Origin of the sequence: Catellatospora aurea (assembly GCF_042663325.1) — a bacterium.
GTDB classification, from domain to species: Bacteria; Actinomycetota; Actinomycetes; order Mycobacteriales; family Micromonosporaceae; genus Catellatospora; species Catellatospora aurea.
Genome location: NZ_JBHTAC010000019.1, coordinates 1 through 26,476 on the forward strand (window position 1 = coordinate 1; position 26,476 = coordinate 26,476).

Genomic DNA, 26,476 nt, shown 5'->3' on the forward strand with positions numbered 1-26,476 from the left:
TGGGACCGCAGGTTCTGACCGCAGACAGCGATCTTCAACCAGGCGGGCCCGCGCGGGGTGCGGGCGTGCCACAGCGGTCCGTGGGCGAGCCGCGGACCGCTGTGGTGTGGCGTGAGGTCAGTCGCGCTCGGCGAGCGTGATCTCGACGCCGCCGACCAGGTCGGCGCAGACGTTGTAGATGAACGCGCCCAGGGTCATCAGCGCGGTGAAGAGCACCACGTTGATCGCGCCCAGGATGGCCGACGTCCCGATCACCGCGCTGGCGCTGATGCGGAAGTCGCCCGCACTGCCGTTCGAGGCGAACAGGTCGGCCAGGGTCGTGTTCAGCGAGTTGAACACGCCCATCGCGTCCAGCGCCAGGTACAGCACCGAGGTGGCGACCACGATGACGACCAGGAGCACGAAGGACACGGCGAACGAGAACTTCATGACCGACCACGGGTCGATGCGCTTGATGCTCAGCCGGGCCCGGCGCGGGCCGCGCGAGGCGGCCGAGCCGGCACTGGTCCGAGCGGCACGCACGGCCTCGGTGACCCGTACCGCGCCGGCACTGGCGCTGTTGACCACCGAGCGCAGCGTCGAGGAGCCGGCCGCGGCCCGACCGGTGGCCGTCGCCGGCCGGTCGGAGGTCGCGATGGCGCCCGTGGGCTCCGAATCCGGGACGGGCATGCCCGCCGGCCGGGTGAAGGTGCCGGTGGTGGTCGTGGCGGCAGCAGCGGTGCTGCCGGCCGGCTCGTCACCCCCGGTCGCGGACCGGGCCGGGGTCGGCTCGGACTGATCAGCGGGGACTGTCGCGCGGCCTACGGCCGCCCGGCCGGTCGACGAGGCGGCGTCGCCGCCGTCCTTCTCGACCGGACTCGCCGGAGCCCCCGCGGTCTCCGACATCGCCTGTGTCTCCGTCATGCACTAGTCCTGTTCGTCCGGCTCATCGGCATTGCGGGCAATGGCGACGAGGGTTACGCCTTCTGGGAGGTCCATCAGCTTGACACCCATTGTGTTCCGATCGCGCGTCCGCCGCACGGGCTTCACCGGAGTTCGGATAACTCCGCCGTTACTCGTGATAGCGAAGAGCTCGTCTTCCGGGCTGATAACGACCGCACCCACCAGTCCGCCACGGCGTTCGGTGATCTTTGCGGTCAGTACGCCCTTTCCGCCCCGGCCCTGCACCGGGTACTCGTCGATCGGGGTGCGCTTGGCGTAGCCGCCGTTGGTCGCCACGAGGACATCCATACCGTCGCGGACCACCTCCATGGCCAGCAGCTCGTCGCCGTCGCCGAAGCGCATGCCGATGACACCCGACGTGGCGCGGCCCATGGGGCGCAGTGCCTCGTCGGTGGCGTTGAAGCGGATGGCCTGCGCCTGCTTGCTCACCAGCAGCAGGTCGTCCTCCGCGGCGATCAGGGCCGCGCCGACGAGCTCGTCGTCGTCGCGCAGGTTGATCGCGATGATGCCGCCGCTGCGGTTGGAGTCGAACTCCGCCAGCGCGGTCTTCTTCACGAGACCGTTCTTCGTGGCCAGCACCAGGTACGGCGCGACCTCGTAGTTCTGGATCTCGATGACCTGGGCGATCTGCTCGTCGGGCTGGAAGGCGAGCAGGTTGGCCACGTGCTGGCCCTTCGCGATGCGCGAGGCCTCGGGGAACTCGTACGCCTTGGCGCGGTAGACCCGGCCCTTGTTCGTGAAGAACAGGATCCAGTCGTGCGTGGAGCAGACGAAGAAGTGGCTGACGATGTCGTCCTGGCGCAGCGTGGCGCCGGAGACGCCCTTGCCGCCCCGCTTCTGTGAGCGGTACAGGTCAACCTTTGTCCGTTTGGCGTACCCGGTTCGGGTGATGGTCACGACGACGTCCTCGCGCGCGATGAGGTCCTCCATGGAGACCTCGCCGTCGAACGGGATGATCTTCGTGCGCCGGTCGTCGCCCCACTTGGCCACGATCTCGCCGAGCTCGTCGGAGATGATCTTCCGCTGCCGCTCGGGCTTGGCCAGGATGTCCTTGAGGTCGGCGATCTCGATCTCGATCCGGGCCAGCTCGTCGATGATCTTCTGACGCTCCAGCGCGGCCAGCCGGCGCAGCTGCATGTCGAGGATCGCGGTCGCCTGGATCTCGTCGACGTCGAGCAGCGCCATGAGGCCGGTCTTCGACTCCTCCGCGCTCGGCGAGCGGCGGATGAGGGCGATGACCTCGTCCAGCATGTCCAGCGCCTTGACCAGACCGCGCAGGATGTGGGCGCGCTCCTCGGCCTTGCGCAGGCGGAAGGCCGTCCGTCGCTGGATGACCTCCATCTGGTGGCTGACGTAGTACATCAGGAACTGGGCGAGGTTCAGCGTGCGCGGCACGCCGTCGACCAGCGCCAGCATGTTCGCGCCGAACGTCTCCTGCAGCTGGGTGTGCTTGTAGAGGTTGTTCAGCACCACCTTGGCCACGGCGTCGCGCTTGAGCACGAGCACCAGGCGCATGCCGGTCCGGCCGGACGACTCGTCGCGGATGTCCGCGATGCCGCCCAGCTTGCCCTCCTTGACCAGCTCGGCGACGCGCTCGGCGAGGTTGTCCGGGTTGACCTGGTACGGCAGCTCGGTGACGACGAGGCAGGCGCGGCCCTTCTTGTCCTCCTCGACCTCGACCACGGCCCGCATGCGGATCGAGCCGCGACCGGTGCGGTACGCCTCCTCGATCGTGCTGGTGCCGACGATCAGACCGCGGGTCGGGAAGTCCGGGCCCTTCACGATGCCGATGGCGGCCTCGAGCACCTCGGCCTCGGTGGCCTCCGGGTTCGCCAGGCACCACTGGACGGCCTGGCCGATCTCGCGCAGGTTGTGCGGCGGGATCTTGGTGGCCATACCGACGGCGATGCCCTCGGAGCCGTTGACGAGCAGGTTCGGGAACCGGGCCGGCAGGATCGTCGGCTCCTGGTTACGCCCGTCGTAGTTCGGGATGAAGTCGACGGTGTCCTCGTCGATGTCGCGCAGCAGCTCCATCGCGAGCGGGAACAGCCGGCACTCGGTGTACCGCATGGCGGCGGCGGGGTCGTTGCCCGGCGAGCCGAAGTTGCCGTTGCCGTCGATCAGCGGGTAGCGCAGCGACCACGGCTGCGCCATGCGGACCAGCGAGTCATAGATCGCGGTGTCGCCGTGCGGGTGGTAGTTACCCATCACCTCGCCGACGACGCGGGCGCACTTGAAGTAGCCGCGGTCGGGGCGGAAGCCGCCGTCGTACATCGCGTAGAGGATCTTGCGGTGCACCGGCTTGAGGCCGTCGCGCACGTCCGGCAGCGCCCGGCCGACGATGACGCTCATCGCGTAGTCGAGGTACGACCGCTGCATCTCCACCTCGAGCCCGACGGGCTCGATGCGGCCGTGCACGCCGACCTCTTCCGGCCGAGGGTCAGGAGTCTCGCTCACTGTCTAAAACTCTTTTCCTGCGTATGAAGCTGAGGAAGCTGTGGATAACGCTGTGGATCAGGGCCCGACCTGTGGATAAACAGTGTGTCTATCCACAGGTCGGCAGGTTCCTGGCCTTAGATGCCCAAACTCGGACATCCGTCCTGGCTCAGATGTCCAGACTGTGCCTTTCTTCCTCGACTAAATGTCGAGGAAGCGGACATCCTTCGCATTGCGCTGGATGAACGAGCGGCGTGCCTCAACGTCCTCGCCCATCAGCACGCTGAAGAGTTCGTCTGCGGTTGCCGCGTCGTCCAAGGTCACCTGACGCAGTGTCCGGGTACCCGGGTTCATCGTGGTCTCCCACAGCTCCGGGTAGTTCATCTCGCCCAGACCCTTGAACCGCTGGATGTCGTCCGGCTTGGCGTTCGGCTTGGTCTCCTGGCGCAGCCGGATCAGGCCGTCCCGCTCGCGGTCGGAGTACGCGTACTGTGCGTCGTCGCCCTTCTTGTTCCACTTGATCTTGAACAGCGGCGGCGACGCGAGGTACACGTGCCCCAGCTCGACCAGCGGGCGCATGAAGCGGAACAGCAGCGTCAGCAGCAGCGTCTGGATGTGCTGGCCGTCGACGTCCGCGTCGGCCATCAGCACGATCTTGTGGTACCGCAGCTTCTCGATGTCGAACTCGTCGTGGATGCCGGTGCCCAGGGCGGTGATCAGCGCCTGGACCTCGTTGTTGCGCAGCACCTTGTCGATGCGCGCCTTCTCCACGTTCAGGATCTTGCCGCGGATCGGCAGGATGGCCTGCACCCGCGGGTCACGGCCCTGCTTGGCCGAGCCGCCGGCCGAGTCGCCCTCGACGATGAACAGCTCGCACATCTTCGGGTCGGTGGACTGGCAGTCGGCCAGCTTGCCCGGCATCGAGCCGGACTCCAGCAGCGACTTGCGCCGGGCCAGCTTGCGCGCCTGCGCGGCGGCGATGCGGGCACGGGCGGCCTGCGAGGCCTTGGTGATGATGGTCTTGGCCTCTGCCGGGTTGCGCTCCAGCCAGTCGGCCAGCCACTCGTTGCAGACCTTCTGCACGAAGCTCTTGACCTCGGTGTTGCCCAGCTTGGTCTTGGTCTGGCCCTCGAACTGCGGGTTGGCCAGCTTCACCGAGATGATCGCGGCGAGACCCTCGCGGATGTCCTCGCCGGAGAGCTTCTCGTCGCTCTTGAGGATCTTCTTGTCCGCGCCGTACTTGTTGACGATGGTCGTCAGCGCCGCGCGGAAGCCCTCCTCGTGCGTGCCGCCCTCGTGCGTGTTGATCGTGTTCGCAAAGGTGTAGACCGACTCGCCGTACGACTCGTTCCACTGCATCGCGATCTCAAGGGCCATGCCCTCGCCGTCGGCGCCGAACTCCACCACCGACTTGTGGATCGGGCTCTTGGTGTTGTTCAGGTGCCGCACGAAGTCGGCGATGCCGCCCTTGTAGCAGAAGGTGACCTCGCGGATCTCGGCCTCTTCGCCGTCGGTGGCCAGCGCGCGCTCATCGCGCAGCGCGATGGTCAGACCCCGGTTCAGGAACGCCATCTCCTGCACGCGGCGGTAGATGGTCTCGAAGTTGAACTCGACCGTCTCGAAGATGTCCGGGTCCGGGTAGAACGTGACGCTGGTGCCGGTGCGGTTGGTCGCCTCACCCTTCTCCAGCGGCTCGGGCTTGGAGTTGTTGTAGCGCTGCCGCCACACGAAGCCGTCCTTGTGGATCTCCAGGTCGATGCGCGTGGACAGCGCGTTCACCACGGAGATGCCGACGCCGTGCAGACCACCCGAGACGGCGTACGCCTGCCCGTCGAACTTGCCGCCCGCGTGCAGCACGGTCAGCACGACCTCGACGGTCGGGCGCTTCTCCACCGGGTGCATGTCGACCGGGATGCCACGGCCGTTGTCGACGACGCGCACCCCGCCGTCCTTGGTGAGCGTGATGGAGATCGTGTCGCAGAAGCCGGCGAGCGCCTCGTCGACGGCGTTGTCGACCACCTCCCACACGAGGTGGTGCAGGCCCCGCTCACCGGTGGAGCCGATGTACATGCCGGGGCGCTTGCGTACCGCCTCCAGGCCTTCCAGGACCGTGATCGATGACGCGTTGTAGGCCTTGTCGTTCTGCTTCGGCGTTGCCACTCTCAATCCCTCCTCCGCCGCTCGGGGCGACGGGGACGACAACCAGTCCTGTCCCACCGCGTCCGCATACCCAGGCACCGGGGACAGGCTTCGCCAGGCAGGCATACGCGGGACGGGGGGTGACACACGGCGCAACACAGGGCGGACCTGCGGCGTGCGGGACAACCCACCGGTGTCGCGTACACGGTCCACCCAGTGTTCTGCTCTCGGTCTCGATCCTACTGTGTCGCGCTGACATCTGCCGCACGCGGCACCCACAGAACGTCGTTTCGAGGCCCTCACAGCCCCGTAGCCGCCCGAAAGCCTCCGGTCGCAACTCCCCCCACGGACGCGATGCTCCCGAGGGCCGCTGGCGAGCGGGCCCAGAAGCACCGGTTCAGAGGGTCGCGCAATGTCCTCCGTATGCCGTAAGTTGCGCACGGCCTGGAACTCAAGCGCTCGAGAGGCTGACATGGGTCTGGACAACGTCGCGGTGCAGTGGCCGGCCACGGGCCGCTTCTACGACCCGGTGGCGCCCGCGGAATTCGTCGACTTCGCCGAGTTGGCCGAACAGCCGAGCACCGCCGCGCCGACCGCCGCGCTCGCGGGTCACATCGCCCGCACCGGCACGGTCCGCGCCACGGCGTACACCGAGGTCGTCGATCTGCTGCTCGGACTCAAGGGTGTGCTCTACGCCACCGAGGCCGCCGAGGAGGACGAGGACCCGGTCATCGACCCCGACGGCTGCGCCTGGATCGCGGGTGGCCTGGAGAAGTTCGTCGCGGGCCACGCACCGCACGGCGACACCGTCACGTTCGACAGCGTCGCGGCGGTGCTTCGTGCCGCACTGACCGATTCCCGACTCCCCGAGCAGCAGCTGCGCTGGCTGGAAACGCGCCTCGACGCGCTGCGCGAGGAGACCGACGGCGACCCCCAGTGGAGCTTCCCGCTGTCGGAGTTCGGGGTGCTGGCCCAGTTCTACCGCCGCTGCGCCGACCGCGGCTTCGCCGTCTACGCCGAATCCTGACCGTCCGGGCGGGCCTCGTCCCGCCCTGCGGGGTCGAGGTCCGTTTGCCCCGCCCCGCCCTCCGTGGGACCAGGTGCCGGGAGCGCCGAACGGCGGCGCAGCACCCACCAGAGCGCGAGCGCGGCGAGCAGCACCACGGCGCCGCCGCCGAGCAGTGCGGCGACCGGCACGTCGCCCTCCAACTCGACCTCGGGAGCCGCGCCGAGCAGTTGATTGCCGGAGCACAGGCTGGTCTGACCCTCGCGGCTGTACACCAGGTAGCGGTTGCCCTCGACGAAGTCGAAACCGCAGCTCGGCCCTTCGATCGCGGTCTTCACCTCGACGTGGCCCTGCGCGTCGCCTTTACGCACCTGCTCGACGGTGAGCCGGGCGGTCATCAGGTCGCCGGACGACATGCTGAACGCGGGCCGGTCGACGTCGACGACCACCCCGACGAACACCAGGTCGGCCCAGGCCGTGTTCTCCACCGGATCGGGTTCGGCGCAGCTGCACGCGCACGCCGCCCCTGCCGGCCCGACCACCAGCACCGAGGTCAGCACCAGCAGCGCCGCAAGATGTCCCCACAGTCTCCGCATGGCCCTCAGATGCCCCACCCGTCACCGAGGTTCCAAAGATCCATCCCTCCGGCACCACCGAGTCGGCCGGCTCATGATCGCCGTCTGTGGTCAGGATGTGCGGTCCGACCGCACATCCTGACCCGAACCAGCGATCATCGCTCGCCGCGCCCACCGTATGGCGATGTGAAGGTGCCCTTCCTTCGGGCCGGGTCAGCCGTAGGTGTCGCCGGGGCCGGTGCCGCGGACGCGTTTGCGGCCGTGGGACCAGGAGGGGGCGGCGGGGCCGTGGATGTGGAGTTTGGTGACGACGTTGTTGCCCACGGTGCCCGCGATGCGGGTGAGGATGGTGCGGGCGAGCAGGCGGAGCTGGGTCGCCCAGGCGGTGGACTCTGCTTCGACGGTCAGCTCGCCGTTCTCCAGCTTCACGGGGCGGCTGTGGGTGGCGATGTCGGGGCCGACGCACTTCTCCCACTCGCCGAACACGGTCGCCTCGGCCGTCGGGCGCTGCCAGCCGCGCGCCTTCATCAGCCGAGACAGCACGTCACCGAGCTTCGCCGGGTCGCGCGGGTCGGGCCCGGGGCCGGAGTAGCCGCGCGGCCGGTAGCGGGCGGGACTCTCGCCCTTGGCCCGCGCCTCGGCTGCGGCCTGGTGGCGCGCCGCGCGCTTCTTGAGCGCCGCGTCGAGCGCGGCCCGTGCCAGCTCCGGACCGTTCTGCTCTGCGGGGGGTACGGCGTCAGCCACGGCTCACCTCCCCGGGAGTCACGAAGTATCGGGCGCCGCGCAGCGCGGCGGGCACGTCGGCCTCGACCGCGCACGTGATGATCACCTGCGCGGCGTCGCCGATGAGCTGGGCCAGCCGCTCACGGCGTCCGGTGTCCAGCTCGGCGAAGACGTCGTCGAGGATGAGCACGGGTTCGATGCCGTCCGCGCGCAGCAGGCTGTAGCCGGCCAACCGCAGCGCGAGGGCGTACGACCACGATTCGCCGTGGCTGGCGTAGCCCTTGACGGGCAGGTCGCCGAGGCGGAGCACCAGATCGTCGCGGTGCGGCCCGGCCAGCGTGGTGCCCCGGGCGATCTCGTCGGCGCGCACCTCGGCCAGCGCGGCCAGCATCGCCTCGGACGTCGGCTCGGGCACCGAGGCGCGGTACTCCGCGACCGCCTTGCCGACCCCGGCACTGACCTGCTGGTAGGCGTCCTCCAGGTACGGCGCGAGCTGCTCGACCAGGCCGAGGCGGGCCCGCAGCAGCTGCGCCCCGTGCTCGGCGAGGTGGGTGTCCCACACCTCGAGGGTGCTCAGGTCGCCGCCGCGGGCTCCGCCGACCTTGCGGCTCAGGTACGCGGTGCGCAGCAGGGCGTTGCGCTGTTTCAACACCCGGTCGTAGTCGGCCCGCACCCCGGCGAACCGGGGCTGCCGGGCGGTGAGCAGGTCGTCGAGGTAACGCCGCCGCTGGTCGGGCTCACCGCGCACCAGGGCCAGGTCTTCCGGTGCGAACAGCACCAGCCGCAGCGCGCCGAGGATGTCGCGGGGCCGCTTGGCCGGAGACCGGCCGAGCCGGGCGCGGTTGGCCTTGCCCGGCACGATCTCCAGCTCGACCAGCAGCTCGCGGCGCTCGTGCACGATCGCGCAGCGGATCACGCCGCTGCTCGCGCCCACCCGCACCAGCGGGGCGTCGGTGGAGACCCGGTGACTGGCCAGCGTGGCGAGGTAGCCGAGCGCCTCGACCAGGTTGGTCTTGCCCACCCCGTTCGGGCCGATCAGCACGTTCGGCCCCGGCTCGAGGTCGACGCCCACCCGTGGGTACGAGCGGACGTCGACGAGTTCGAGCCTTCTGACGTACAACTCAGCCGGCCTGCTGCACGGCGTGGCCACCGAACTGGTTGCGCAGCGCCGCGATCGCCTTCATCGCCGGGGAGTCGTCCTGGCGGGACTCGAAGCGGGCGAACAGCGACGCGGAGATGACGTGCATGGGCACGGCGAGGCGGATGGCCTCCTCGACGGTCCAGCGGCCCTCGCCGGTGTCGTCGGCGTAGCCCTTCAGCTTCTCCAGGTGCTCGTCGTCGGTGAGCGCGAGATCCATCAGGTCGAGCAGCCAGGAGCGGATGACGGTGCCCTCGCGCCACGACCGGAACACGCCCGGCACGTTGGTGACCAGCTCGGAGGCCTCCAGCAGCTCGAAGCCCTCGGCGTAGGCGTGCATCAGGCCGTACTCGATGCCGTTGTGCACCATCTTGGCGTAGTGGCCGGCGCCGACCGGGCCCGCGTGCACGAAACCGAACTCACCCGCCGGCTTCAGCGCCTCGAAGACCGGCATCATCCGGGCGACGTTCTCGTCGGATCCGCCGACCATCAGGCCGTAGCCGTTTTCCTTGCCCCAGACGCCGCCGGACACGCCGACGTCCATGTAGCCGATGCCCCGCGTGCTCAGCCGCCCGGCCCGCGGGCCGTCCGAGGAGAAGCGCGAGTTCCCGCCGTCGATGATCAGGTCGCCGGGGCTGAGCAGCGGAGCCAGCTCGTCGATGGTGGCCTCGGTGACGCCCGCGGGCACCATCACCCAGACCGCGCGCGGCGCCGCCAGCTTGGCGACGAGGTCGGCCAGGTTCTCGGCGTCGGACAGGGCCGGGTTGCGGTCATATCCGACGACCTCGTGACCCGCCTCGCGCAGGCGGTCACGCATGTTGCCGCCCATCTTGCCGAGTCCGACCAGACCGAGCTGCATGTCTTCCCCCTTGGTGCGTTGGAGCCTGGCCGCTGTGTCAGCGGCCCACCCTGATCGGCATGATCAGGTAGCGGAACCCGGGGATCACCGCACCGTCGGCGTCGGCGGGGGTGATCACCGCGGGCTTGAACGGGTCGTTGAACGAGAACACCGCGGTCGGCGCGCCGAGCGCGCCCAGGCCCTCGATGAGGTACTGCGGGTTGAACGCGATCGTCATCGACTCGCCGGTGAAGGTCGCGTCCATCGCCTCGCTCGCCCGCGCCTCCTCGGTGCCGCCGGCCTCGACCACGAGACCATCCTCGCTGAAGCTCAGGCGCACCGGCGTGGCTTTCTCGGCCACCAGCGAGACGCGCTTCACGACCTCGACCAGCGCCGACACGGTCACCCGGGCCTCGGAGGCGTAGCTGGGCGCAAACAGCGAACGCACCGGCGGGTACGACTGGCCATCGAGCAGGCGGCTGGTGGTCCGGCGCGAGCCGCCGACCTTCGAACCGCCCAGGAAACCGATCATGCCCTCGCCCTTGCCGCCGTCGGCGAGCGCGATGGTGACGTCGCCGCCGGTCGGGCCGAGCGTCTTGGCGGTGTCGGCCAGGGTGCGCGCCGGGACGAGCGCGTTGACGCTGATCTCCGGGTCGTCCGGCGTCCAGGAGATCTCCCGGATGGCGAGCCGGTAGCGGTCGGTGGCGAGCAGCGCCAGGGTGTCCCCGGACAGCTCCAGCCGCACGCCGGTCATCATCGGCAGCGTCTCGTCGCGCCCGGCCGCGATGGCGACCTGGGACACGGCCGAGGCGAACACGGCGGCGTCGACGCGGCCGGCGCTGGCGGGCAGCTCCGGCAGGGTCGGGTAGTCCTCGACCGGCATCGTCGGCAGGGTGAACCGGGCACTGCCGCACACCAGCTCCAGGTGCGCACCGACGGCGGCGATCTCCACCGGCTTGGCCGGCAGCGCCTTGGTGATCTCGGCGAGCAGCCGGCCGGAGACCAGGGTCGCGCCGTCCGCGTCGGCCTGCACCTCCACGTCCACCTGGTTGGAGACCTCGTAGTCGAAGCCGGAGACGTGCAGGCGGCCGTCGGCGACCCGCAGCATCACACCCGCGAGGACCGGCACCGAGGGCCGGCTCGGAAGGCTCTTGGCGGTCCAGGCCACGGCGTCGGCAAGCGCGTCACGCTCTACCCGAAACTTCATCTCAGCCCTCCTGTGGTCACGTCGATGCTGCCAAGCTGACCACTGAAACCTTAGGACCCCCGGGCGATCTCCCCTCGGCGACCCCTGTGGATCGGCGGCGGCCGGGCATCCACAACTTCCCGAACCCCGATGATTTCTTGATTTCTCTCTTAGAGATAACTCCCGTCTTCATCATCGGTGCTGTGGAAACTGTGGATTAACGCCGTAATCCCTGGTCAGCACGCATGCGGGGGTGTGGAGGAGCGGTGGATGGCCGGTGGATAACCGGCCCGGTTCTCCACAGCCGGGGCTTCGTCCACCGGTTGTCCACGGGCGTCCACAGGTTATCCACCGGCAATCCCCAGAGGTTCTCCCCAAACTGTGGACACCGGGCATCCACGCCCTCCACAGCGATATCCACCGATCATGGCTCGCTGTCCACGGATCAAGGGCTCCGTCCACACGGGTGTCCACACCCTTTCCACAGCAAGATTTTTGGCGGATTCTTCGTCCACATCCGTCCACAGCGGATCCACAGGCAATCCACCGGGTTATCCACGGACTTATCCACGAACGCTGTGGACAACGGGCAACCCTTCGCCGTCGCGGGCGACTTGTAGGGGGCGTACCCGGCTCCGAACACCCTCTACCCCCAAGGCGGATCCCGATGAGTGCATCGCACGCCGACGAGTTCGAGGCGTACGTGCGGGCGCGGACGCCGGCCCTGCTGCGGGCCGCGTACCTGCTGACCGGTGACCAGCATCTGGCGGAGGATCTCGTCAACGACGCGCTGAGCCGTACGCACCAGGTCTGGCACCGGGTCTGGGACGGCAGCCCCGAGGCGTACACCCGGAAGATCATGTACCACCTGCAGATCTCGTGGTGGCGTCGCCGCAGGCGCGCCCCGGAGCGGCTGACCGACCTTCTTCCCGAACCCGGGGTCCACTCCTCCTCCCACGTCGCCGTCGACGAGCAGGCCCGAGCGGTCACCCGGCTCGCGCTGCAGGAGGCGCTCGGTCGACTCGGCGTCCGCCAGCGTGCGGTCCTGGTGCTGCGCTACTTCGAGGACCGGACCGAGGCTGAGGTGGCCGACCTGCTCGGCATCACGGTCGGCACGGTCAAGTCGCAGTCCGCCAAGGCGCTGGCGAGACTCCGCACCGTCGCGCCGCATCTGCTCGACCTCCCCACCAGCGACAGGAAGCTGCGATGAGCGACCTCTTCCGCGCCCAGCTCGCCGAGCTCGCGGCGCAGGCGACTCCGGTCGACCTCTATCCCCGGGTGCTGGCCACCTCGCGCCGACGGGCGCGGCGCAGGGTGGTCGCGTCGGTCGCCACGGTCCTGGCGCTGGCGGGTGGGCTGTTGGCCACAGTGGTGGTCGTGGGCAGGTCCGCCGCGCCGCCGGTGACCACGCCGTCCACCTCACCCGGCCCGGTGACCGCTCGGCCGGCGACCCCGGCCCCGACGGTGACGTCGCCGGGGTCGGGCCTCGCCGCGCCGGATGTGCGCAACGCGTCGTTCGAGGTGCCGGCGGTGGCGCTGTGCCCGGCGGGCCGCCGGACCTTCGTCGACGGCAGGGAACGGGAGGGCCCGTACAACTTTCTGACCGTGGCCGAGCTGTCCCCGCCCGCCCGCGCCGATCTCGACCGGGTGCCCGGAGACGAGCTGCTGGTGCTCGTCAGCTGCCGGATCGAAGGGATCTTCACCCGTAAGCAGGTGCTGGCGCTGACCGTCGCCGACGGCTCGCTCCGCCCGCTCGGGCTCGTGCTCGACGCGAAGGCCTTCGACTTCTTCCCGTGGGTCGACCCGGGACAGGTGTCGGTGCGCGCAGACGTGGTCGTCGTGCGCATCGAGGGGTACGGCAACGACGACGGCGCGGAGCGCATCACCCCGCAGGAGCGGGGGTACGCGTACCGCGACGGCGCCTTCGTCCAGGTGAGCGGTCCGACGGCACGGCCGTCGCCGCTGCCGCGTTAGATCTGCTTGATGCGGTTGGTGAGTTCGGCGATCTGGTTGTAGAGGGATCGCCGCTCCGCCATCTGCTGCCGGATCTTGCGGTCGGCGTGCATGACCGTGGTGTGGTCACGTCCCCCGAACGCCTGTCCGATCCGGGGCAGGGACAGATCGGTCAGCTCACGGCACAGGTACATGGCCACCTGGCGCGCGTTGACCAGCACCCGCGAGCGCGAGTGGCCGCGCAGGTCCTCCAGGCTGACGCCGAAGTACTCCGAGGTCGACAGCATGATCTGGTCGGCGGTGATCTCGGGGGCGGCGTCGTCGGGGATGAAGTCGCGCAGCACCTCCTCCGCGATCGACAGCTTGACCTGCTCGCGGCTCAGGTTCGCGTACGCGGTGACCCGGATCAGCGCGCCCTCGAGCTCGCGGATCGAGTTCGACACCCGCGACGCGATGAACTCCAACACGTCGGCGGGCGCGTGCAGGCGCTCCTGGGCCGCCTTCTTCTGCAGGATCGCGATGCGGGTCTCCAGGTCCGGCGGCTGGATGTCGGCCAGCAGGCCCCACTCGAACCGGGTGCGCAGGCGGTCCTCCAGCGTCGACAGCGCCTTGGGCGAGCGGTCGGAGGTGATGACGATCTGCTTGTTGGCGTTGTGCAGCGTGTTGAAGGTGTGGAAGAACTCCTCCTGGGTCCGGTCGCGCTTCTCCAGGAACTGGATGTCGTCGATCAGGAGGATGTCCACGTCGCGGTAGCGGCGCTGGAACGCGCTGGCCTTGTCGTCGCGGATCGAGTTGATGAAGTCGTTGGTGAACTCCTCGGTCGACACGTACCGGACGCTGCGGGCGTGGCCGAGCTCCTGGGCGTAGTGGCCGATCGCGTGGAGCAGGTGGGTCTTGCCCAGCCCGGAGCCGCCGTAGATGAACAGCGGGTTGTACGCCTTCGCCGGGGACTCGGCGACCGCCACCGACGCGGCGTGCGCGAAGCGGTTGGAGGAGCCGATGACGAACGTCTCGAAGCGGTACTTCGGGTTCAGCTTGTTGCCGCCGGCGTCGCCCGCGGCCGAGCCGGGGGTGGCGCCGGGACGGCGCTCGCGCTCCTCGCGTACCGCCGCGAGGGGGTGCGGCACGGCGCGGCTGTCCACCGGGCCGGTGCCCCGGCCGGGGCCGGAGTCGGACGGGCCGTCGCGGTCGGGCGTGCGCAGCACGGCGGCGCGTACCGGGGCGACCTCGGGGTGCCGCGGGACCGGGACGGCGAACAGCGCGTCCTCGCCGTCGGCGGCCGGCGCCACGATGGAGTGCTCGGGGGGCGGCGGGCTGTAGACGGGTGCGGTGTACGCCACTGGGGCGTACTCGGCGGGTGGGGGCGGCGGCGGGGGCGCGGGCCGGGCCGCGGACTCGTCCGGGGGGCGCACCTTGACCGCGACCTGCACCGGTCGGCCCATGATCCGCGACAGTGTGTCGGTGATGGCGGTGCGCAGCTTCGTCTCGATGATGTCGCGGATGAACGCGTCCGGCACGCTCAGCAGCACGAGGTCGTCGACCACCGCGAGGGCCTGGGTGAGTCGGAGATAAGCGCGGTGCTGCGCCGAGACGATCTCGTCAGCGAGCTCGTCGGTGGCAGCCAGCCACACGGCATTGAGGTCGCTCACCTGTCAGCCTCGTTCATGCGCTCGACCCTTCGATTCCGTGTAGCGGGGCTCGGTCTCGCACCGGGCTGCCCGTCAGCTCCCGCCCGACGGCTCCGATCAATGACGGTGTCATCACGGACCGTGGTTTTCCCCCGGGTTATCCCCCGAATCAACGAGGTTCTCCACAAGTTATCCACAGGCTGTGTGTCGATCGGCATCCGGGGTCCGGCTGGTATGGGTCGCCCTATCCGGCGCACGAGCGCCTGCAACACGGCCCACCGTGCCGAACGAGCCACCTTATTGCCCGGTTTTGCGGTAACTGCCACAATTAACGGCCAGCCCTGTCAGCCAGGCACTCCGGCACGCTAACAGGGTTATCCACAGGCGTCCACCCGTTGTCCACAGCTTCACTCTCGGTGAGTGTTGATAACGACACTGTGGGTTGCGGTGAGGGCGACGCTGTTGACACGGTGAGTGAGCTGCGAAGAGTTCTTGGCGGACATCGACGGCACGTGTACCCTGGAGCGGTTGCTCCATCACCCTCTGCTAGGGTGTCGGTTGCGGCGTCCGCCCTGACTCAGACAAGATCGAGATTCTTCGTCCCGATCCTGCCGTCAACCGGGCGGTGCATCCGCGAAAAGCTAGAACTTCCCCGCTTGACGGCGGGGCGATCCCCAGGAGACCTGACGTGAGCAAGCGCACGTACCAGCCGAACAACCGTCGGCGCGCGAAGACCCACGGCTTCCGGCTGCGTATGCGCACCCGCGCCGGGCGCGCGGTGCTGTCGTCGCGCCGGGGCAAGGGCCGCGCCCGCCTGGCGGTCTGAGACCCCGGACGGGCCTGGCGATGCTGCAGGCTGCGCACAGGTTGAGGCGAAGCGCTGACTTCGCCGCCGCCGTGCGGGCAGGCCGCCGAGCCGGTCGTGGCGCCGTGGTGGTGCACCTGACGGTGCCCGCAGCGGCCATCGAGCATGAAACGGCGTGGCAGGGAGTCGATCCCGGCCACGCCGTTGCCGTGTCCGGGCAGGTCTCACAGGCGGGGTTCGTGGTCTCCAAGGCGGTGGGGAACGCGGTGACCCGCAACACGGTGAAGCGCCGGCTGCGCCATCTGGCGGCAGACCGGCTGGACCGGCTGCCCGCCGGGACCACCGTGGTGGTGCGCGCGCTGCCGCAGGCGGCGTCCGCCTCGTACGAACAACTGGGCCGGGACCTCGACGCCGCGCTCGCCGCGGCGCTCAAGCGCGACCCCGGCCAGGCATCGCGCCGCAGGTCGACCGGGGGTAAGACATGACGCAGCCGTCGCGACCCACGACACTCGCCGGGCGCGTGCTGGCCCTACCCATCATCGCGTACCGTCGTTGGGTGAGTCCGGGCCTGCCAGCCCGTTGCCGGTTCTACCCGTCCTGCAGCGCCTACGCGTTGGAGGCCATCGCGCAGCACGGCGCGCTGCGGGGGTTCTGGCTGACGGTCAAGCGGCTCGGTCGCTGCCATCCCTTTCACCCGGGCGGATATGACCCAGTGCCACCCAACACCCGCCGCAGTACTGATGTGACTGGAGCAACACCCTCATGATGGACTGGATCTACACGATCGTCTCGAAGGTCCTGCTGCTATGGCACAGCCTCTTCGACAAACTCTGGGGCGACGGCACCTGGCTCGCCACCAACTGGGACTGGGTCCTGGCGATCGTGTTCCTGGTGCTCACGGTGCGCGTGTTGCTGTTCCCGCTGTTCATCAAGCAGATCCGGTCGCAGCGGGCCATGCAGACCCTCCAGCCGCAGCTGAAGGCACTGCAGGAGAAGCACAAGGGTGACAAGGAGACGCTCCAGCGCGAGATGATGGAGCTCTACCGGCGGGAGAAGGCCAACCCGCTGATGGGCTGCCTTCCGCTGCTGATCCAGATGCCGATCTTCTTCGGCGTCTTCCACGTGATCAAGCGCCTCGGCACGGGCACCGTCGACGAGACCCTCTACGGCTGGACCGCCGCGCAGTTCCAGAGCGGCATGGCCGCAGACCTGTTCGGCGTGTCCATCGGCGCGACCTTCACCCAGGGCGGCGCGGCCGCCGTGCTCTGCGGCATCCTCGGCGTGGTCATGATCATCACGACCTACATGACCAGCCGCCAGATGATCCTGAAGACCGGCTGGTCCGAGGACCCCACCCAGAAGATGATGCAGAAGCTGATGCTGTACGGCATCCCGGCGACGCTGATCATCTCCGCGGTGGCCTTCCCGCTCGGTCTGATCATCTACTGGACCACGACGAACCTCTTCACGCTCGGCCAGCAGATGTGGGTGCTGAAGAAGTACCCGCCGCCGAAGATGGCCGGTGCCAAGGCGGAGCCGAAGGTCATCGACCCGGAGGTCGCCAAGGCGCTCGCGCCGAAGGTCGGCGCCAAGCCGACCAACACCAAGCGCAAGACGGTGAAGAAGAACGTCGGCTGACCTCAGCCATGATCGCCCTGCGATCGCGGCCTTGCTCTAAGCCGTCCTCCGCCTCGCCGCGGAGGACGCCGGGGGTCGCAGGCGCGGGCGGCGGGCCGGCTGACTGCCACCCCCACAGACCTGCTCGTGATCCCCGCGTCGTGAGGCGCGGGGCCGATCACGGGGTTTTGATCGGACCGAACACCCGGAGAAGAACGTGACCGACCAGACTGAGCTGGACGACGTGGCAGTCGAAGACCTCGCCGAGACCGAGGCGGCAAAGGGCACGGCGGAGGCCGAAGAGACCGAGGAGGGCGCCGACGAGGCCGCCGCTCCCAAGCGCAAGGCCGCCAGCGACGCCGACCTGTTCCGGCAGAGCGAGATCGCGGCGGACTACATCGAGGGCCTGCTGGACATCCTGGACGCCGACGGCGACATCGACGAGCTGGTCTCCGGCGGCCGCCCGGTGGTCGAGGTGGTCGGCAGCCGCCTGCAGTCCCTCGTCGGCCCGCGCGGCGCGACGCTGGAGGCCCTGCAAGAGCTGACCCGACTGGCGATCTTCAAGCAGACCGGCGAGCCGAGCCGCCTGCTGCTGGACGTCGGCGGCTACCGCGACCAGCGCCGCAAGGAGCTGGGCGCGCTGGCCAAGAACGCGGTGGAGAAGGTCAAGCAGCACGGCGAGGCCGTCAAGCTGGAGCCGATGTCCGCCTTCGAGCGCAAGTGCGTGCACGACGTGGTCAACGCCGCGGCGGGGGTGCAGAGCGAGTCCGAGGGCGTCGAGCCCAACCGCCGGATCGTGGTACGTCCGGCGTGAGTTCCGACGACAAGACGGAGCCGGTCATCCCCGACGGGGTGACCGGCTCCGTGCTCTCCCCCGACCTTCGCCCGGCGGCCGAGACGCTGTTCGGCGACCGCCTCGACGTCGCGGCGCGCTACGTCGACCTGCTGGCTACCGACGGGGTGGTGCGCGGTCTGATCGGCCCGCGCGAGGCTCCCCGGCTGTGGGGGCGGCACCTGCTGAACTGCGCCGCCGTGGCCGAGCTGATTTCCCCGTCCGCCACGGTCGTCGACGTGGGCTCCGGAGCGGGTCTGCCCGGTATCGTGCTCGCAGTGGCTAGACCGGATATTTCGGTCATTCTGGTTGAACCACTGGCACGTCGGACCTCCTTCCTGGAGGAGGCGGTGGCGGCTCTCGGCCTGACCGGTCAGGTCACCGTGGTACGCGGCCGCGCGGAGGAGCAGATCGGCCGGCTCAGCGCGGACGTCGTCACCGCTCGCGCGGTGGCGCCGCTGGACCGGTTGGCGGGCTGGTGCCTGCCACTGGCCTCGCTGGGAGGCCGCCTGCTGGCACTCAAGGGGGTGTCGGCCGCCGAGGAGATCGTGGAGCACGGCGACGCCGTCGCCCGCCTCGGCGGTGGCCCGGCCGTGATCCACCAGTGCGGCGTCGGCCTGATCGACCCGCCCACCACCGTGGTGGAGATCGTTCGGGAGCGCGAGGTCGTGCCGAAGACTGCCAAGCCGACCCGGCAGGCAGGGCGCGGAGGACGCCGGCGCTGAGCGATGCGCCCTCCGCTGACGGAAGGGCGCACGACGATGGGTGTCCTGCGAACCGACGGAGCCGGCACGTCCGCTTCGGCCGACCTGCCGCGCCCGCATACCTATGCCGGCGCCTTTCCGGGTGCGGGGGCGGCCATCCGGTCGCCCCTGTCCGGCGCCGTGCTGGCGACCGGTGCGCCACCGGCTCGGCGGGTGATGCGCACGGCCCCCGTCGCGCCCGTGGCCGGCGGCTGGCCGGGCACCTCCCTGGCGCAGCGGCGACTCGGATGTCGCATGTCACTGGTGCCGGGATTCTTGGTGTATGTCCAGCCAGAAGGCGGTCACACGCGTGCCCAACCGGAGGACGGTGGTAGCTTCCGTCGCCCGTCCGCCGTAGGCTGGCCGCGCGTCGATAATGTGGACCCGACTGTCGCGGGTGCGGTCTTTGCACCGCCGGCAGAGACGCCAGCGCGCGCCGGACCGGCCGGCGCAGCCATCCGATCCGATGCGGGCAGGGATGACACGGTGCAGGAATACGGCATGAGCCTCCCCCAGGGCTCTTACGGCGTTGTTTCACGTGAAACATCAACCCCGGCGCAGCGAGGCGCCGCCAACCAGGGCTCCGGTATGAGGCCAACCGTTGCGAACACGTACTCGTCGAGCGCGGCAGGGTCATATCCGGCACCCGGTGGTCCGGCGAGTCCTGACGCGACCGGTTTCCGCGCGACGGCCTCGGTGCCGCCGCCGGGGAGCAGTGTGCCGCCCGCGGAGTTCTCCTCGGCTCCGCACGGTGCCACCGGCTACGTGCCGGTGTCGGCTCCCCCGGCGAACCGGCCGCCGTCGCCCCGCCCTCAACCCAGTTCTACGCATGTCGCGGGTGAGGATCAGAGTGCGACCGCGTACGGTGCTTCTGACGCGAACACGACAGCGTCCGGTAGTTCGGAGGACCCACCGTTGGCCATGGAAGCGATGCGCGCCGTACAGATCCTTAACCCGAGCGGCGAGGTGACCATGCCTCGCCCGACCCGGCAGCGCGTCATGTGCGTCGCCAACCAGAAGGGCGGCGTGGGCAAGACCACCACGACCGTGAACCTTGCGGTGGCCTTGGCCCTGCACGGCAACCGGGTCCTGGTGGTCGACCTCGACCCGCAGGGCAACGCCTCGACCGGACTCAACGTGCCGCACCACGCGGGCGTGCCGGACGTCTACGACTGTCTGATCGACCAGGTGCCGATGGAAGAGGTGGCGCAGGCGGTCGAGGGCATCCCGAACCTCTACTGCGTGCCGGCCACCATCGACCTCGCCGGTGCCGAGATCGAGCTCGTCTCCGTGGTCGCCCGCGAGTCGCGGCTCGGCCGCGCGATCCAGGGCTTCCCGATGGAGTTCGACTACGTCTTCATCGACTGCCCGCCGTCGCTGGGCCTGCTGACGGTCAACGCGCTGTGCGCCGCGCAGGAGGTGCTGATCCCGATCCAGTGCGAGTACTACGCGCTGGAGGGCCTCAACCAGCTGCTGAACAACATCAACCTGGTGAAGGCCCACCTCAACCCGAACCTGGACGTGTCCACCATCCTGCTGACCATGTACGACCGCCGCACCCGCCTCGCGGACGCGGTCGAGCAGGATGTGCGCAACCACTTCGGCGAGAAGGTGCTGACCTCGGTCATCCCCCGCAACGTGCGGGTATCCGAGGCACCGAGCTACGGGCAGTCGGTCATGACTTATGATCCCGGTTCGCGTGGAGCCACCAGCTACTTCGAGGCCGCGCAGGAGATCGCCGAGCGCGGCGCGAAGATCGGAGTTGCGGCATGAGCACGCGGAACAGCACCACTGCGGAAGGCGAGGCAGCGGCATGACCCCGCCCCCCGTACGTAAGGGAGGCCTCGGTCGCGGTCTCGGTGCGCTGATCCCCTCGGCCCCGGTGGCGGCGGAGGCTCCCGTCGCGCCCCCGGTGCCGGCGCAGGCCGCCCCGGTCGAGGCTGTACCGGCCGCTGTGCCGGTCTCCGCTCCCCCGGCCGTCACGGTCGCCGTGGAGGCTCCGCAGGCTGTGGAGATGCCGCCCCCGGCGCAGGTGATGGACCTGGCACCCGTGCCCGGCGCGCGGTTCGCGGAGATCCCGGTCGGCTCGATCGTGCCCAACGCGAAGCAGCCCCGGCAGATCTTCGACGACGAGATGCTCGACGAGCTGAAGATCTCCATTCAGGAGGTCGGCTTCCTGCAGCCGATCGTCGTTCGCGAACTCGGCCAGGACAAGTACGAACTCGTCATGGGCGAGCGGCGCTGGCGTGCCGCACAGGCCGTCGGCAAGGAGATGATCCCGGCGATCGTGCGGGACACCCGCGACGACGCCATGCTGCGCGACGCCCTGCTGGAGAACATCCACCGGGCGCAGTTGAACCCGCTGGAAGAGGCGGCGGCGTACCAGCAGCTGCTGGAGGAGTTCGGCGCCACGCACGACGAGCTGGCCAAGAAGATCGGGCGCAGCCGGCCGCAGATCTCCAACACCATCCGCCTGCTGAACCTGCCCCCGCAGGTGCAGAAGCGGGTGGCCGCCGGAGTGCTGTCCGCGGGCCACGCACGTGCGCTGCTCAGCCTCGACCAGGCCGACGCCCAGGACAAGCTTGCGACGCGTATCGTCGCCGAAGGGCTGTCGGTGCGGGCCACCGAGGAACTGGTGACCCTGGCCAATGCGGAGAGCGACGCCAAGCAGCCAGCCGCCAAGCGGCGCGCCAAGCCGCACGCCCCCGCCCTGGTCGACCTGGCGGACCGGCTGTCGGACCGGTTCGACACCAAGGTGAAGGTGGACATCGGTCGGAGCAAGGGCAAGATCACGATAGAGTTCGCGACGGTCGACGACCTGGAGCGGATCGTCGGGATCATCGGCGTGGAGAACCAGGAATAGACTAGGTTGACGAAGCGGGCCGCCCGACGGGCGGCCCGCTTTCTTTCGCCCTGCCACAGGTTGAAGCGCCGGCTGAGGCTGACCAGGAAGTATCTCGGCTCGACCCGGTGAGGGCCTGGCGCGATTCCTAACCGCCTTCACCCGCCTCCTGCTTCGGACACGGCCCTTCCCTGGCTTTCCGCTCGTGGCGCGCCGGCTGTACCGGCTCCTCGCGCCGTCTGCTCCCGCATCTGGCGCGTCCAGGGTGGCTGGATTTCGTCACCGGGCCTGGTCACGTCCATGCGCAGGGTCTCCTACCGTTGTCAGCCGGTCGAATCTGGGGTGGCTTGGACCCAGCTGGGCGCCGAGCCGCGTTGCCAGGCAGGGTTCAGCCGGGCGGGTCCAGTCATGAGGCCGACCCGGGACTGCATTCGGGCCTGAGCCCCTGTGCGGGTCCAAGGTCACACAGTTCCCAGCGGGGAGCCGGATTCCCGGCGATGCGGTACTGGACAGCGCGACGGCGTGATCGGTGGAGGCACCCATGCCGCGCTCGAACATCTGACCGGGCACCTCAAACGCGGTGGCTCCGCGTCGAACCCAAGGCGGGCCGAGCGGTCAACCCGGCTGGTATGGCCAGGTGCAGCTGTCAGGATCGGTTGGCGTCTGAAGGGAGACGCAGCGGGGTAACTCCATGCTGGCTGAATCCCTCCTCGCGGCAAGCCAACCGACCCGCCTCTGCGGTCGGCACGTGGGGACGAGATCCGCCTTGTCCATAACCGCGTCCTCCATCCGGGTCTGGCCGTTGGGATACGGTGCACCTCGTCCGGGGCAATGGCCGACAGCCGAGGAGAGTCGCGTCGGTTGCGCCTTCGCTGCTGGAGGGATGCCCCGCGAGGTGGGACTGAGCCAAGGCCCGAGTGTGTGGGTTCGTCAGGCGGGAGGCCCTTCCCTGGTTTGCCGAAGCGGACTTGCGAACTCTGCCAGCCGGGCTGGCGGCTGGCAGATGACGACCGGTGCGGCCGGACCGGACCCGATGGCACCTCTGGGTTGACGGTGCGCCGGACTGGTTCCCGACAGAGCTCGCGGACTACGCCTGTTGGACCGCGGTCAGCCGGGCCGGCCGTTCGGGCCTGCAGCGCGATCCTGGGCTCGGGATGGGCCTGCCGGGACTGGTCCTCGGGCCTGTTAATCGGGCCTCTGGATGAGGCTGATGGCGGGGCCGACGGAGAGCCTGGCGGAACCCGATCGACGGCGTTGACGGGATCGGGGCTGTGGGCCGCTGTGCTGCATGGGTCGAGGGACCGACTGGTGGATCACGTCTGCGGTTCGGGTGTGCGACCGTTCGCGGGGCCTGCGAACCGGTCGCACACCGGATCGGTCATCGTCCCATCTGGGGCCAGGGCTCACCGATGGTTACTGCGCGGCGCAGGGTCTGGCGATTCAGTCTCATACGCCAGGGTCTGCTCGGTGCTGTGTCAGGCGGGCGTGCAAGTCGGGGGCTCTGTACCCGAAGGCCGGAGCGTCTGGGGGCCGCTGGACCGGGTGTGGGGCTGAGAACTGAGTGAGTGCGTTTCCTGGCATAGCCGGTGGCGGGAACCGGTCAGTGCGGAACGGGTGGCTTCGGCTCTGGGAGGTTCGGGGTGGTGGCGTTGCGCACGGCAGGCCGGTGTGATGGCACGCGCGGACCGACATCCGGCTCACCGAACCGGCAATCGGCGGCGACCTGATCCGCCGACTCTGCCAGGCGGCATCACGTGGGATGTCATGCTTGCCCCCCGTCTCATGGCTTCGCCTAGAGCAATAGTTGCGGCCGGTGCGTGGCCTAGGCGCGTACCGGTGCCGAGGCCGTGATGTTTCACGTGAAACCAAGAGATCCTCTGTCGCGCAGCGGACGTGGTGTTCGGCTTCACCTCACGTACACCCGGCCGGGCGCGCGGTTGCACCGGCACTCCCCTGCTCGCGCTGCGGCCATCCTGTTGCGTCCGTCCGGCACCGCGTTCGGGGCGGTGGGCAACAGAGTCTTCACCGGTGGTGGAAACGGAGCCCGCGGCCGGGCCGGCACCACCCACCTTGTCGTCAGCCGGCAAGAGCGAGGCGCATCATCGGGACACACCAAGGCTGCCGCAGGTGCGCTCTCCGCAGCTGCAGCGCAGGCTGTCCAGGACAGCGACGACAGCGTTGCCGACTTGACGCGGCCTCGTGCCAGGTCCGGGGCAGGTGGTGAGTCGTGATGTGTGAACCCGTTCTGTGGGGCTTGGTAGGTGCGTGACGGGCAGTCCTGACGAAGCTACGCGTCGGAAGGCCCATGTTGTGGCCGTCGGTCTCGGCGATGCCTGCGATGCGGTTCGTGCCTCGGGCAGCGGCGGTAGCGCCCACAACCGGCATCGGTTCCAGTGGGCGGCCATAAGATGCCGCCCTTCCTTCCTGAACCTGCCCGCGTTGCCCCAGCCGCCATCCGACGGCGGCGCGCCGACCTCCTCGACGCATCCTTGAAAAGTTGTCGGCTGTCGGACCTGTCTCATCAGCCGGCCGACCGCCCGTGCGATGGATCGAGGCCGGCTGGCAGAGCGCCGTTACGTCGGGCTGTCTGTTCCACGTGTCCCTCATACTTCGAAGAGACCTCGGCGAGGCATGTGGTGGTCGAGCGCCTGGCGCAGCTCGGTGATGGTCAGCGAAGTTCGATGCCGGCGGGAGGTCTGCACCGCCGGCACTAGTTCCAGGTGCAGGGGGCGGTGGCCCGGTCCCGGCGCTTCCGGAGGTTGTACTGGTCCTACCCAGCGCTCTGCCGGTCACGCCTTCGGTGCGACACCCTGACCGCCTTCGGGAGCACCCTGCAAACGCACGCACCACCCCTACCGCCCCCAGACCGACAGCAAGGTCGAACGCTTCAACCGCAGCACGCTCGACGACTGGCCCTACGCGCGGCACTACCGCCCAGAGACTGCACGCGGTCAAACATTCGGATGCTGGCTGCACTCCTACAACCACCACCGCGGACACACCGCGCTAGCCGGCCTGCCACCCGCCAGCCGCGTACCCAATTTCAGGGGACAGAACCTCTAGCCGAGGCCCGGTTGTTCTCCGTCTCGGAAGAACGCGGATCGGACGCACCGGCGATCTTCTTGTTTCACGTGAAACCTTGCGATCGCCGCTCAGCACGCGCTGCTGTGGTCGAAGGCATGTCAGCCTGGTACTGAGGCTCCGATCGTGAGGAACGATTCGAGAGGTCCCGCCTTTAGCGTCCGTGCTGGAGCCGCCTGTCGGGAGGGAGACCGGCAATGCACGAGCCGACGGCACCCGGTGCCTCCACGGCTACGTGTCTCGGAGTACCCAGGCTCTCGTCGTACAGCGGTGCATGAGGATCCGCTCGGGTGTTGGGGACGCATGCGCTGGGGCAGTCTTGCCTTGAGCTAGACCCGGCGTTCGTGCCAACTCGCAGTGCCGGTTGGCGTTGCCATTGAGATGCCGGCTGCCACCGCTCCGCTTCCGGCCCGGCGGCCGGCTGAGATGTCACCGGCGCTGGTGGTGCCATGGAGCGGTGGCGAAGGGTGGGTTGCTGTCCAAAGCCAGCCCGCCATGACAGTGGCGGCGGACCTCCCCGCTTGCCGAGGGATCGCGGTCGGCGCGGGCAGGGCTGAGGGAACACGAGATGCTGGAGAGCCAGCGCGTGCCACTGGACGGGCAGTGGCCGAGCGCGTGTGCACCTTGCGGCTGACCGAGGAGTAAACCGTGCCACCCCGTGGGGAAGCAACGGTTGGAAGCCGCCGACGATCGGAAGGTCGGATCGGCCGTAGGAAGTCTGATGCAGCATTCCGTGTGATGGGCGGAGATGCGGTCGCCTAGCCGCGTGCGCGACCGGGCACGGCGGCGGCCAACGGCCTTCACCAACTGGTGGTCCGCACTGACTGGACGGGCTCTGCGGCGCAACCTGCGCCGGTCGCTCGGCGACTTGTGCCCCACCCACCGTCGGGAGTTGCGCTACTCCCCGGGGAGTACGGGCGGCATCGGCTGCCGTGCGGACCTGTGCCGGGAGGCAGTCGATGGCATGGTCATTCACTGTCGGTCGGCTGACGGGTGAGCCTGTCGTAGTGAGATTTGATGCGACGTTCGTCAACGCGGGTGGGGTTGGCGCGCTGAAGCTCCTGCCGATGGCTCTCCCAGTACAGTCGCCGACGATCAGCGGTTGCTTCGACATCAGGGCGCCTCTCAGTCAGGTGCAGTGGACCCTCCCGCAGTTGTAGGCCCGCGTCGCTCCCCTGCCGGCACGGCATCGGCGGTCGGCACCCCGATGCTGCGCGTGGCCGAATGCTGCGCCGCCTAGACCGAAGGGCCTTGCGTAAACGGTCCTGAGACACCTCGCCTGTCGAGCGGTGCACCATCTGGAGGGAGCCCTACTTCGGTCTGCGCACGCCCGATCCAGCCGCGAAGTCCGTCTATCGACCTGCAGGTGGAATCGACATGCTCGGAAAGGCGAGCCGCCGCCGCAGACCGCGTCACAGTCCAGGTGCAGGTTCCCGCAGCGGGACGAGCTGAAACCAAGAGGTACGCCAGCCCGGTTCTTCGCCGTGGGCGGGACTCTTGGCGGCGTCGTGGAGGAAGGTGGCCGTACACTCCCCCGGCTGTGTGTATCCGTGCGATGGGCCTGCGCGTGGAACGCATCCTGAGTGAGTCGGACCGTCGCGTCTGGCATGTGCACGGGATCGCTCTGTGGTCCTGGCGGCTGCCACGCGATGGGTATCCGCGCCATCCGGTGAGTGTTGGCCGGACCTGGTTCTGAGTGGTCGGTACGCGATGGCGTGGACGGGCGCACTGTTTCACGTGAAACACGATGATCGCGTTCACGGCCTCGGCTGGATTTCTGCGGAGATTCGCTCCAGGCTTACCGGTGACGCCGGGCCAACCCGACTCAGTACCGGCAGGCAGCCGGCTCATCGAACCTAGGTTTGCGACGTGCTCTCAGAGGATGGCTGCCTTGGAGGCACATACCGGTTGCGGTCGGGGCTCCAACGCGGAGGGCTGAGGCACATCGCCTCCCGCTTGTTGTGTGCGGTTCTGTGTAGGGCTCGGTACGAC

General features: G+C 69.2%; 20 protein-coding genes and 1 pseudogene. 12 read left to right on the forward strand and 9 right to left on the reverse strand.

Annotated features, from left to right (window positions below):
• Positions 1–117 precede the first annotated feature (117 nt).
• The 3 genes from ACFQO7_RS19620 to gyrB all read right to left on the reverse strand — a co-directional run bounded on the left by ACFQO7_RS19620 (position 118) and on the right by gyrB (position 5,643).
• Positions 118–903, reverse strand: coding sequence for a DUF3566 domain-containing protein (locus ACFQO7_RS19620; protein WP_376807702.1), 786 nt, complete (start codon positions 901–903; stop codon positions 118–120).
• A 3-nt stretch (positions 904–906) separates the two neighbouring features.
• Positions 907–3,399 (reverse strand): DNA gyrase subunit A, encoded by a 2,493-nt coding sequence (gene gyrA / locus ACFQO7_RS19625; protein ID WP_360523466.1) that lies wholly within the window; start codon positions 3,397–3,399, stop codon positions 907–909.
• Between the two features lie 180 nt (positions 3,400–3,579).
• A complete protein-coding gene (gene gyrB, locus ACFQO7_RS19630; RefSeq protein WP_376807703.1) occupies positions 3,580–5,643 on the reverse strand; it encodes a DNA topoisomerase (ATP-hydrolyzing) subunit B in 2,064 nt (687 codons plus the stop codon).
• Positions 5,644–5,989: 346 nt separating this feature from the next.
• On the opposite strand from gyrB, the gene ACFQO7_RS19635 reads away from it, so the two are divergent.
• On the forward strand, positions 5,990–6,544 hold the full coding sequence (locus ACFQO7_RS19635; protein WP_203695040.1) for a hypothetical protein: 555 nt from the start codon (positions 5,990–5,992) through the stop codon (positions 6,542–6,544).
• Here ACFQO7_RS19635 and ACFQO7_RS19640 read toward each other — a convergent pair.
• From ACFQO7_RS19640 to dnaN, 5 genes are all read right to left on the reverse strand, one after another.
• Entirely contained in the window at positions 6,529–7,119 is a 591-nt protein-coding gene (locus ACFQO7_RS19640; protein WP_376807704.1) for a hypothetical protein, read from the reverse strand. The genes ACFQO7_RS19635 and ACFQO7_RS19640 overlap by 16 nt on opposite strands.
• 192 nt (positions 7,120–7,311) lie before the next feature.
• Entirely contained in the window at positions 7,312–7,842 is a 531-nt protein-coding gene (locus ACFQO7_RS19645; protein WP_360523456.1) for a DciA family protein, read from the reverse strand.
• A complete protein-coding gene (gene recF, locus ACFQO7_RS19650; RefSeq protein ID WP_376807705.1) occupies positions 7,835–8,941 on the reverse strand; it encodes a DNA replication/repair protein RecF in 1,107 nt (368 codons plus the stop codon). Before recF ends, ACFQO7_RS19645 begins: the two co-directional genes overlap by 8 nt.
• 1 nt (position 8,942) lies before the next feature.
• The gene (gnd, locus tag ACFQO7_RS19655) at positions 8,943–9,818 is read right to left on the reverse strand and encodes a phosphogluconate dehydrogenase (NAD(+)-dependent, decarboxylating) (RefSeq protein ID WP_376807706.1); all 876 of its coding nucleotides are present in this window, start codon (positions 9,816–9,818) and stop codon (positions 8,943–8,945) included.
• A 37-nt stretch (positions 9,819–9,855) separates the two neighbouring features.
• The gene (gene dnaN, locus ACFQO7_RS19660; protein WP_360523448.1) at positions 9,856–11,004 is read right to left on the reverse strand and encodes a DNA polymerase III subunit beta; all 1,149 of its coding nucleotides are present in this window, start codon (positions 11,002–11,004) and stop codon (positions 9,856–9,858) included.
• Between the two features lie 646 nt (positions 11,005–11,650).
• Between dnaN and ACFQO7_RS19665 the strand changes: the two genes are divergently transcribed.
• A complete protein-coding gene (locus ACFQO7_RS19665; RefSeq protein WP_360523445.1) occupies positions 11,651–12,193 on the forward strand; it encodes a SigE family RNA polymerase sigma factor in 543 nt (180 codons plus the stop codon).
• Complete coding sequence (locus ACFQO7_RS19670) at positions 12,190–12,957, forward strand: hypothetical protein (RefSeq protein WP_376807707.1); 768 nt, start codon at positions 12,190–12,192, stop codon at positions 12,955–12,957. The genes ACFQO7_RS19665 and ACFQO7_RS19670 overlap by 4 nt, the downstream gene beginning before the upstream one ends.
• Here ACFQO7_RS19670 and dnaA read toward each other — a convergent pair.
• Positions 12,954–14,585 carry a chromosomal replication initiator protein DnaA gene (gene dnaA, locus ACFQO7_RS19675; protein ID WP_376807708.1) on the reverse strand — a complete coding sequence of 544 codons (1,632 nt, stop codon included), beginning with the start codon at positions 14,583–14,585 and terminating at the stop codon, positions 12,954–12,956. The genes ACFQO7_RS19670 and dnaA overlap by 4 nt on opposite strands.
• Before the next feature lie 667 nt (positions 14,586–15,252).
• Here dnaA and rpmH point away from each other — a divergent pair.
• The 9 genes and pseudogenes from rpmH to ACFQO7_RS19720 form a co-directional block, all read left to right on the forward strand.
• The gene (gene rpmH, locus ACFQO7_RS19680; protein ID WP_120317612.1) at positions 15,253–15,390 is read left to right on the forward strand and encodes a 50S ribosomal protein L34; all 138 of its coding nucleotides are present in this window, start codon (positions 15,253–15,255) and stop codon (positions 15,388–15,390) included.
• A gap of 20 nt (positions 15,391–15,410) precedes the next feature.
• Complete coding sequence (gene rnpA / locus ACFQO7_RS19685) at positions 15,411–15,854, forward strand: ribonuclease P protein component (RefSeq protein WP_376807709.1); 444 nt, start codon at positions 15,411–15,413, stop codon at positions 15,852–15,854.
• Entirely contained in the window at positions 15,851–16,135 is a 285-nt protein-coding gene (yidD, locus tag ACFQO7_RS19690) for a membrane protein insertion efficiency factor YidD (RefSeq protein ID WP_376807710.1), read from the forward strand. Before rnpA ends, yidD begins: the two co-directional genes overlap by 4 nt.
• Positions 16,132–17,007 (forward strand): membrane protein insertase YidC, encoded by an 876-nt coding sequence (yidC, locus tag ACFQO7_RS19695; protein WP_360523433.1) that lies wholly within the window; start codon positions 16,132–16,134, stop codon positions 17,005–17,007. Before yidD ends, yidC begins: the two co-directional genes overlap by 4 nt.
• A gap of 214 nt (positions 17,008–17,221) precedes the next feature.
• A complete protein-coding gene (locus tag ACFQO7_RS19700; protein WP_376807788.1) occupies positions 17,222–17,800 on the forward strand; it encodes a Jag family protein in 579 nt (192 codons plus the stop codon).
• A 26-nt stretch (positions 17,801–17,826) separates the two neighbouring features.
• Complete coding sequence (gene rsmG / locus ACFQO7_RS19705) at positions 17,827–18,543, forward strand: 16S rRNA (guanine(527)-N(7))-methyltransferase RsmG (protein WP_376807789.1); 717 nt, start codon at positions 17,827–17,829, stop codon at positions 18,541–18,543.
• 714 nt (positions 18,544–19,257) lie between these two features.
• A complete protein-coding gene (locus tag ACFQO7_RS19710; RefSeq protein WP_417281905.1) occupies positions 19,258–20,334 on the forward strand; it encodes a ParA family protein in 1,077 nt (358 codons plus the stop codon).
• A 40-nt stretch (positions 20,335–20,374) separates the two neighbouring features.
• Positions 20,375–21,424, forward strand: a complete 1,050-nt coding sequence (locus tag ACFQO7_RS19715) for a ParB/RepB/Spo0J family partition protein (protein ID WP_376807711.1) — start codon at positions 20,375–20,377, stop codon at positions 21,422–21,424.
• Between the two features lie 2,817 nt (positions 21,425–24,241).
• Positions 24,242–24,466: pseudogene (locus ACFQO7_RS19720) on the forward strand (integrase core domain-containing protein); the annotation flags it as partial.
• Between the last annotated feature and the right edge of the window lie 2,010 nt (positions 24,467–26,476).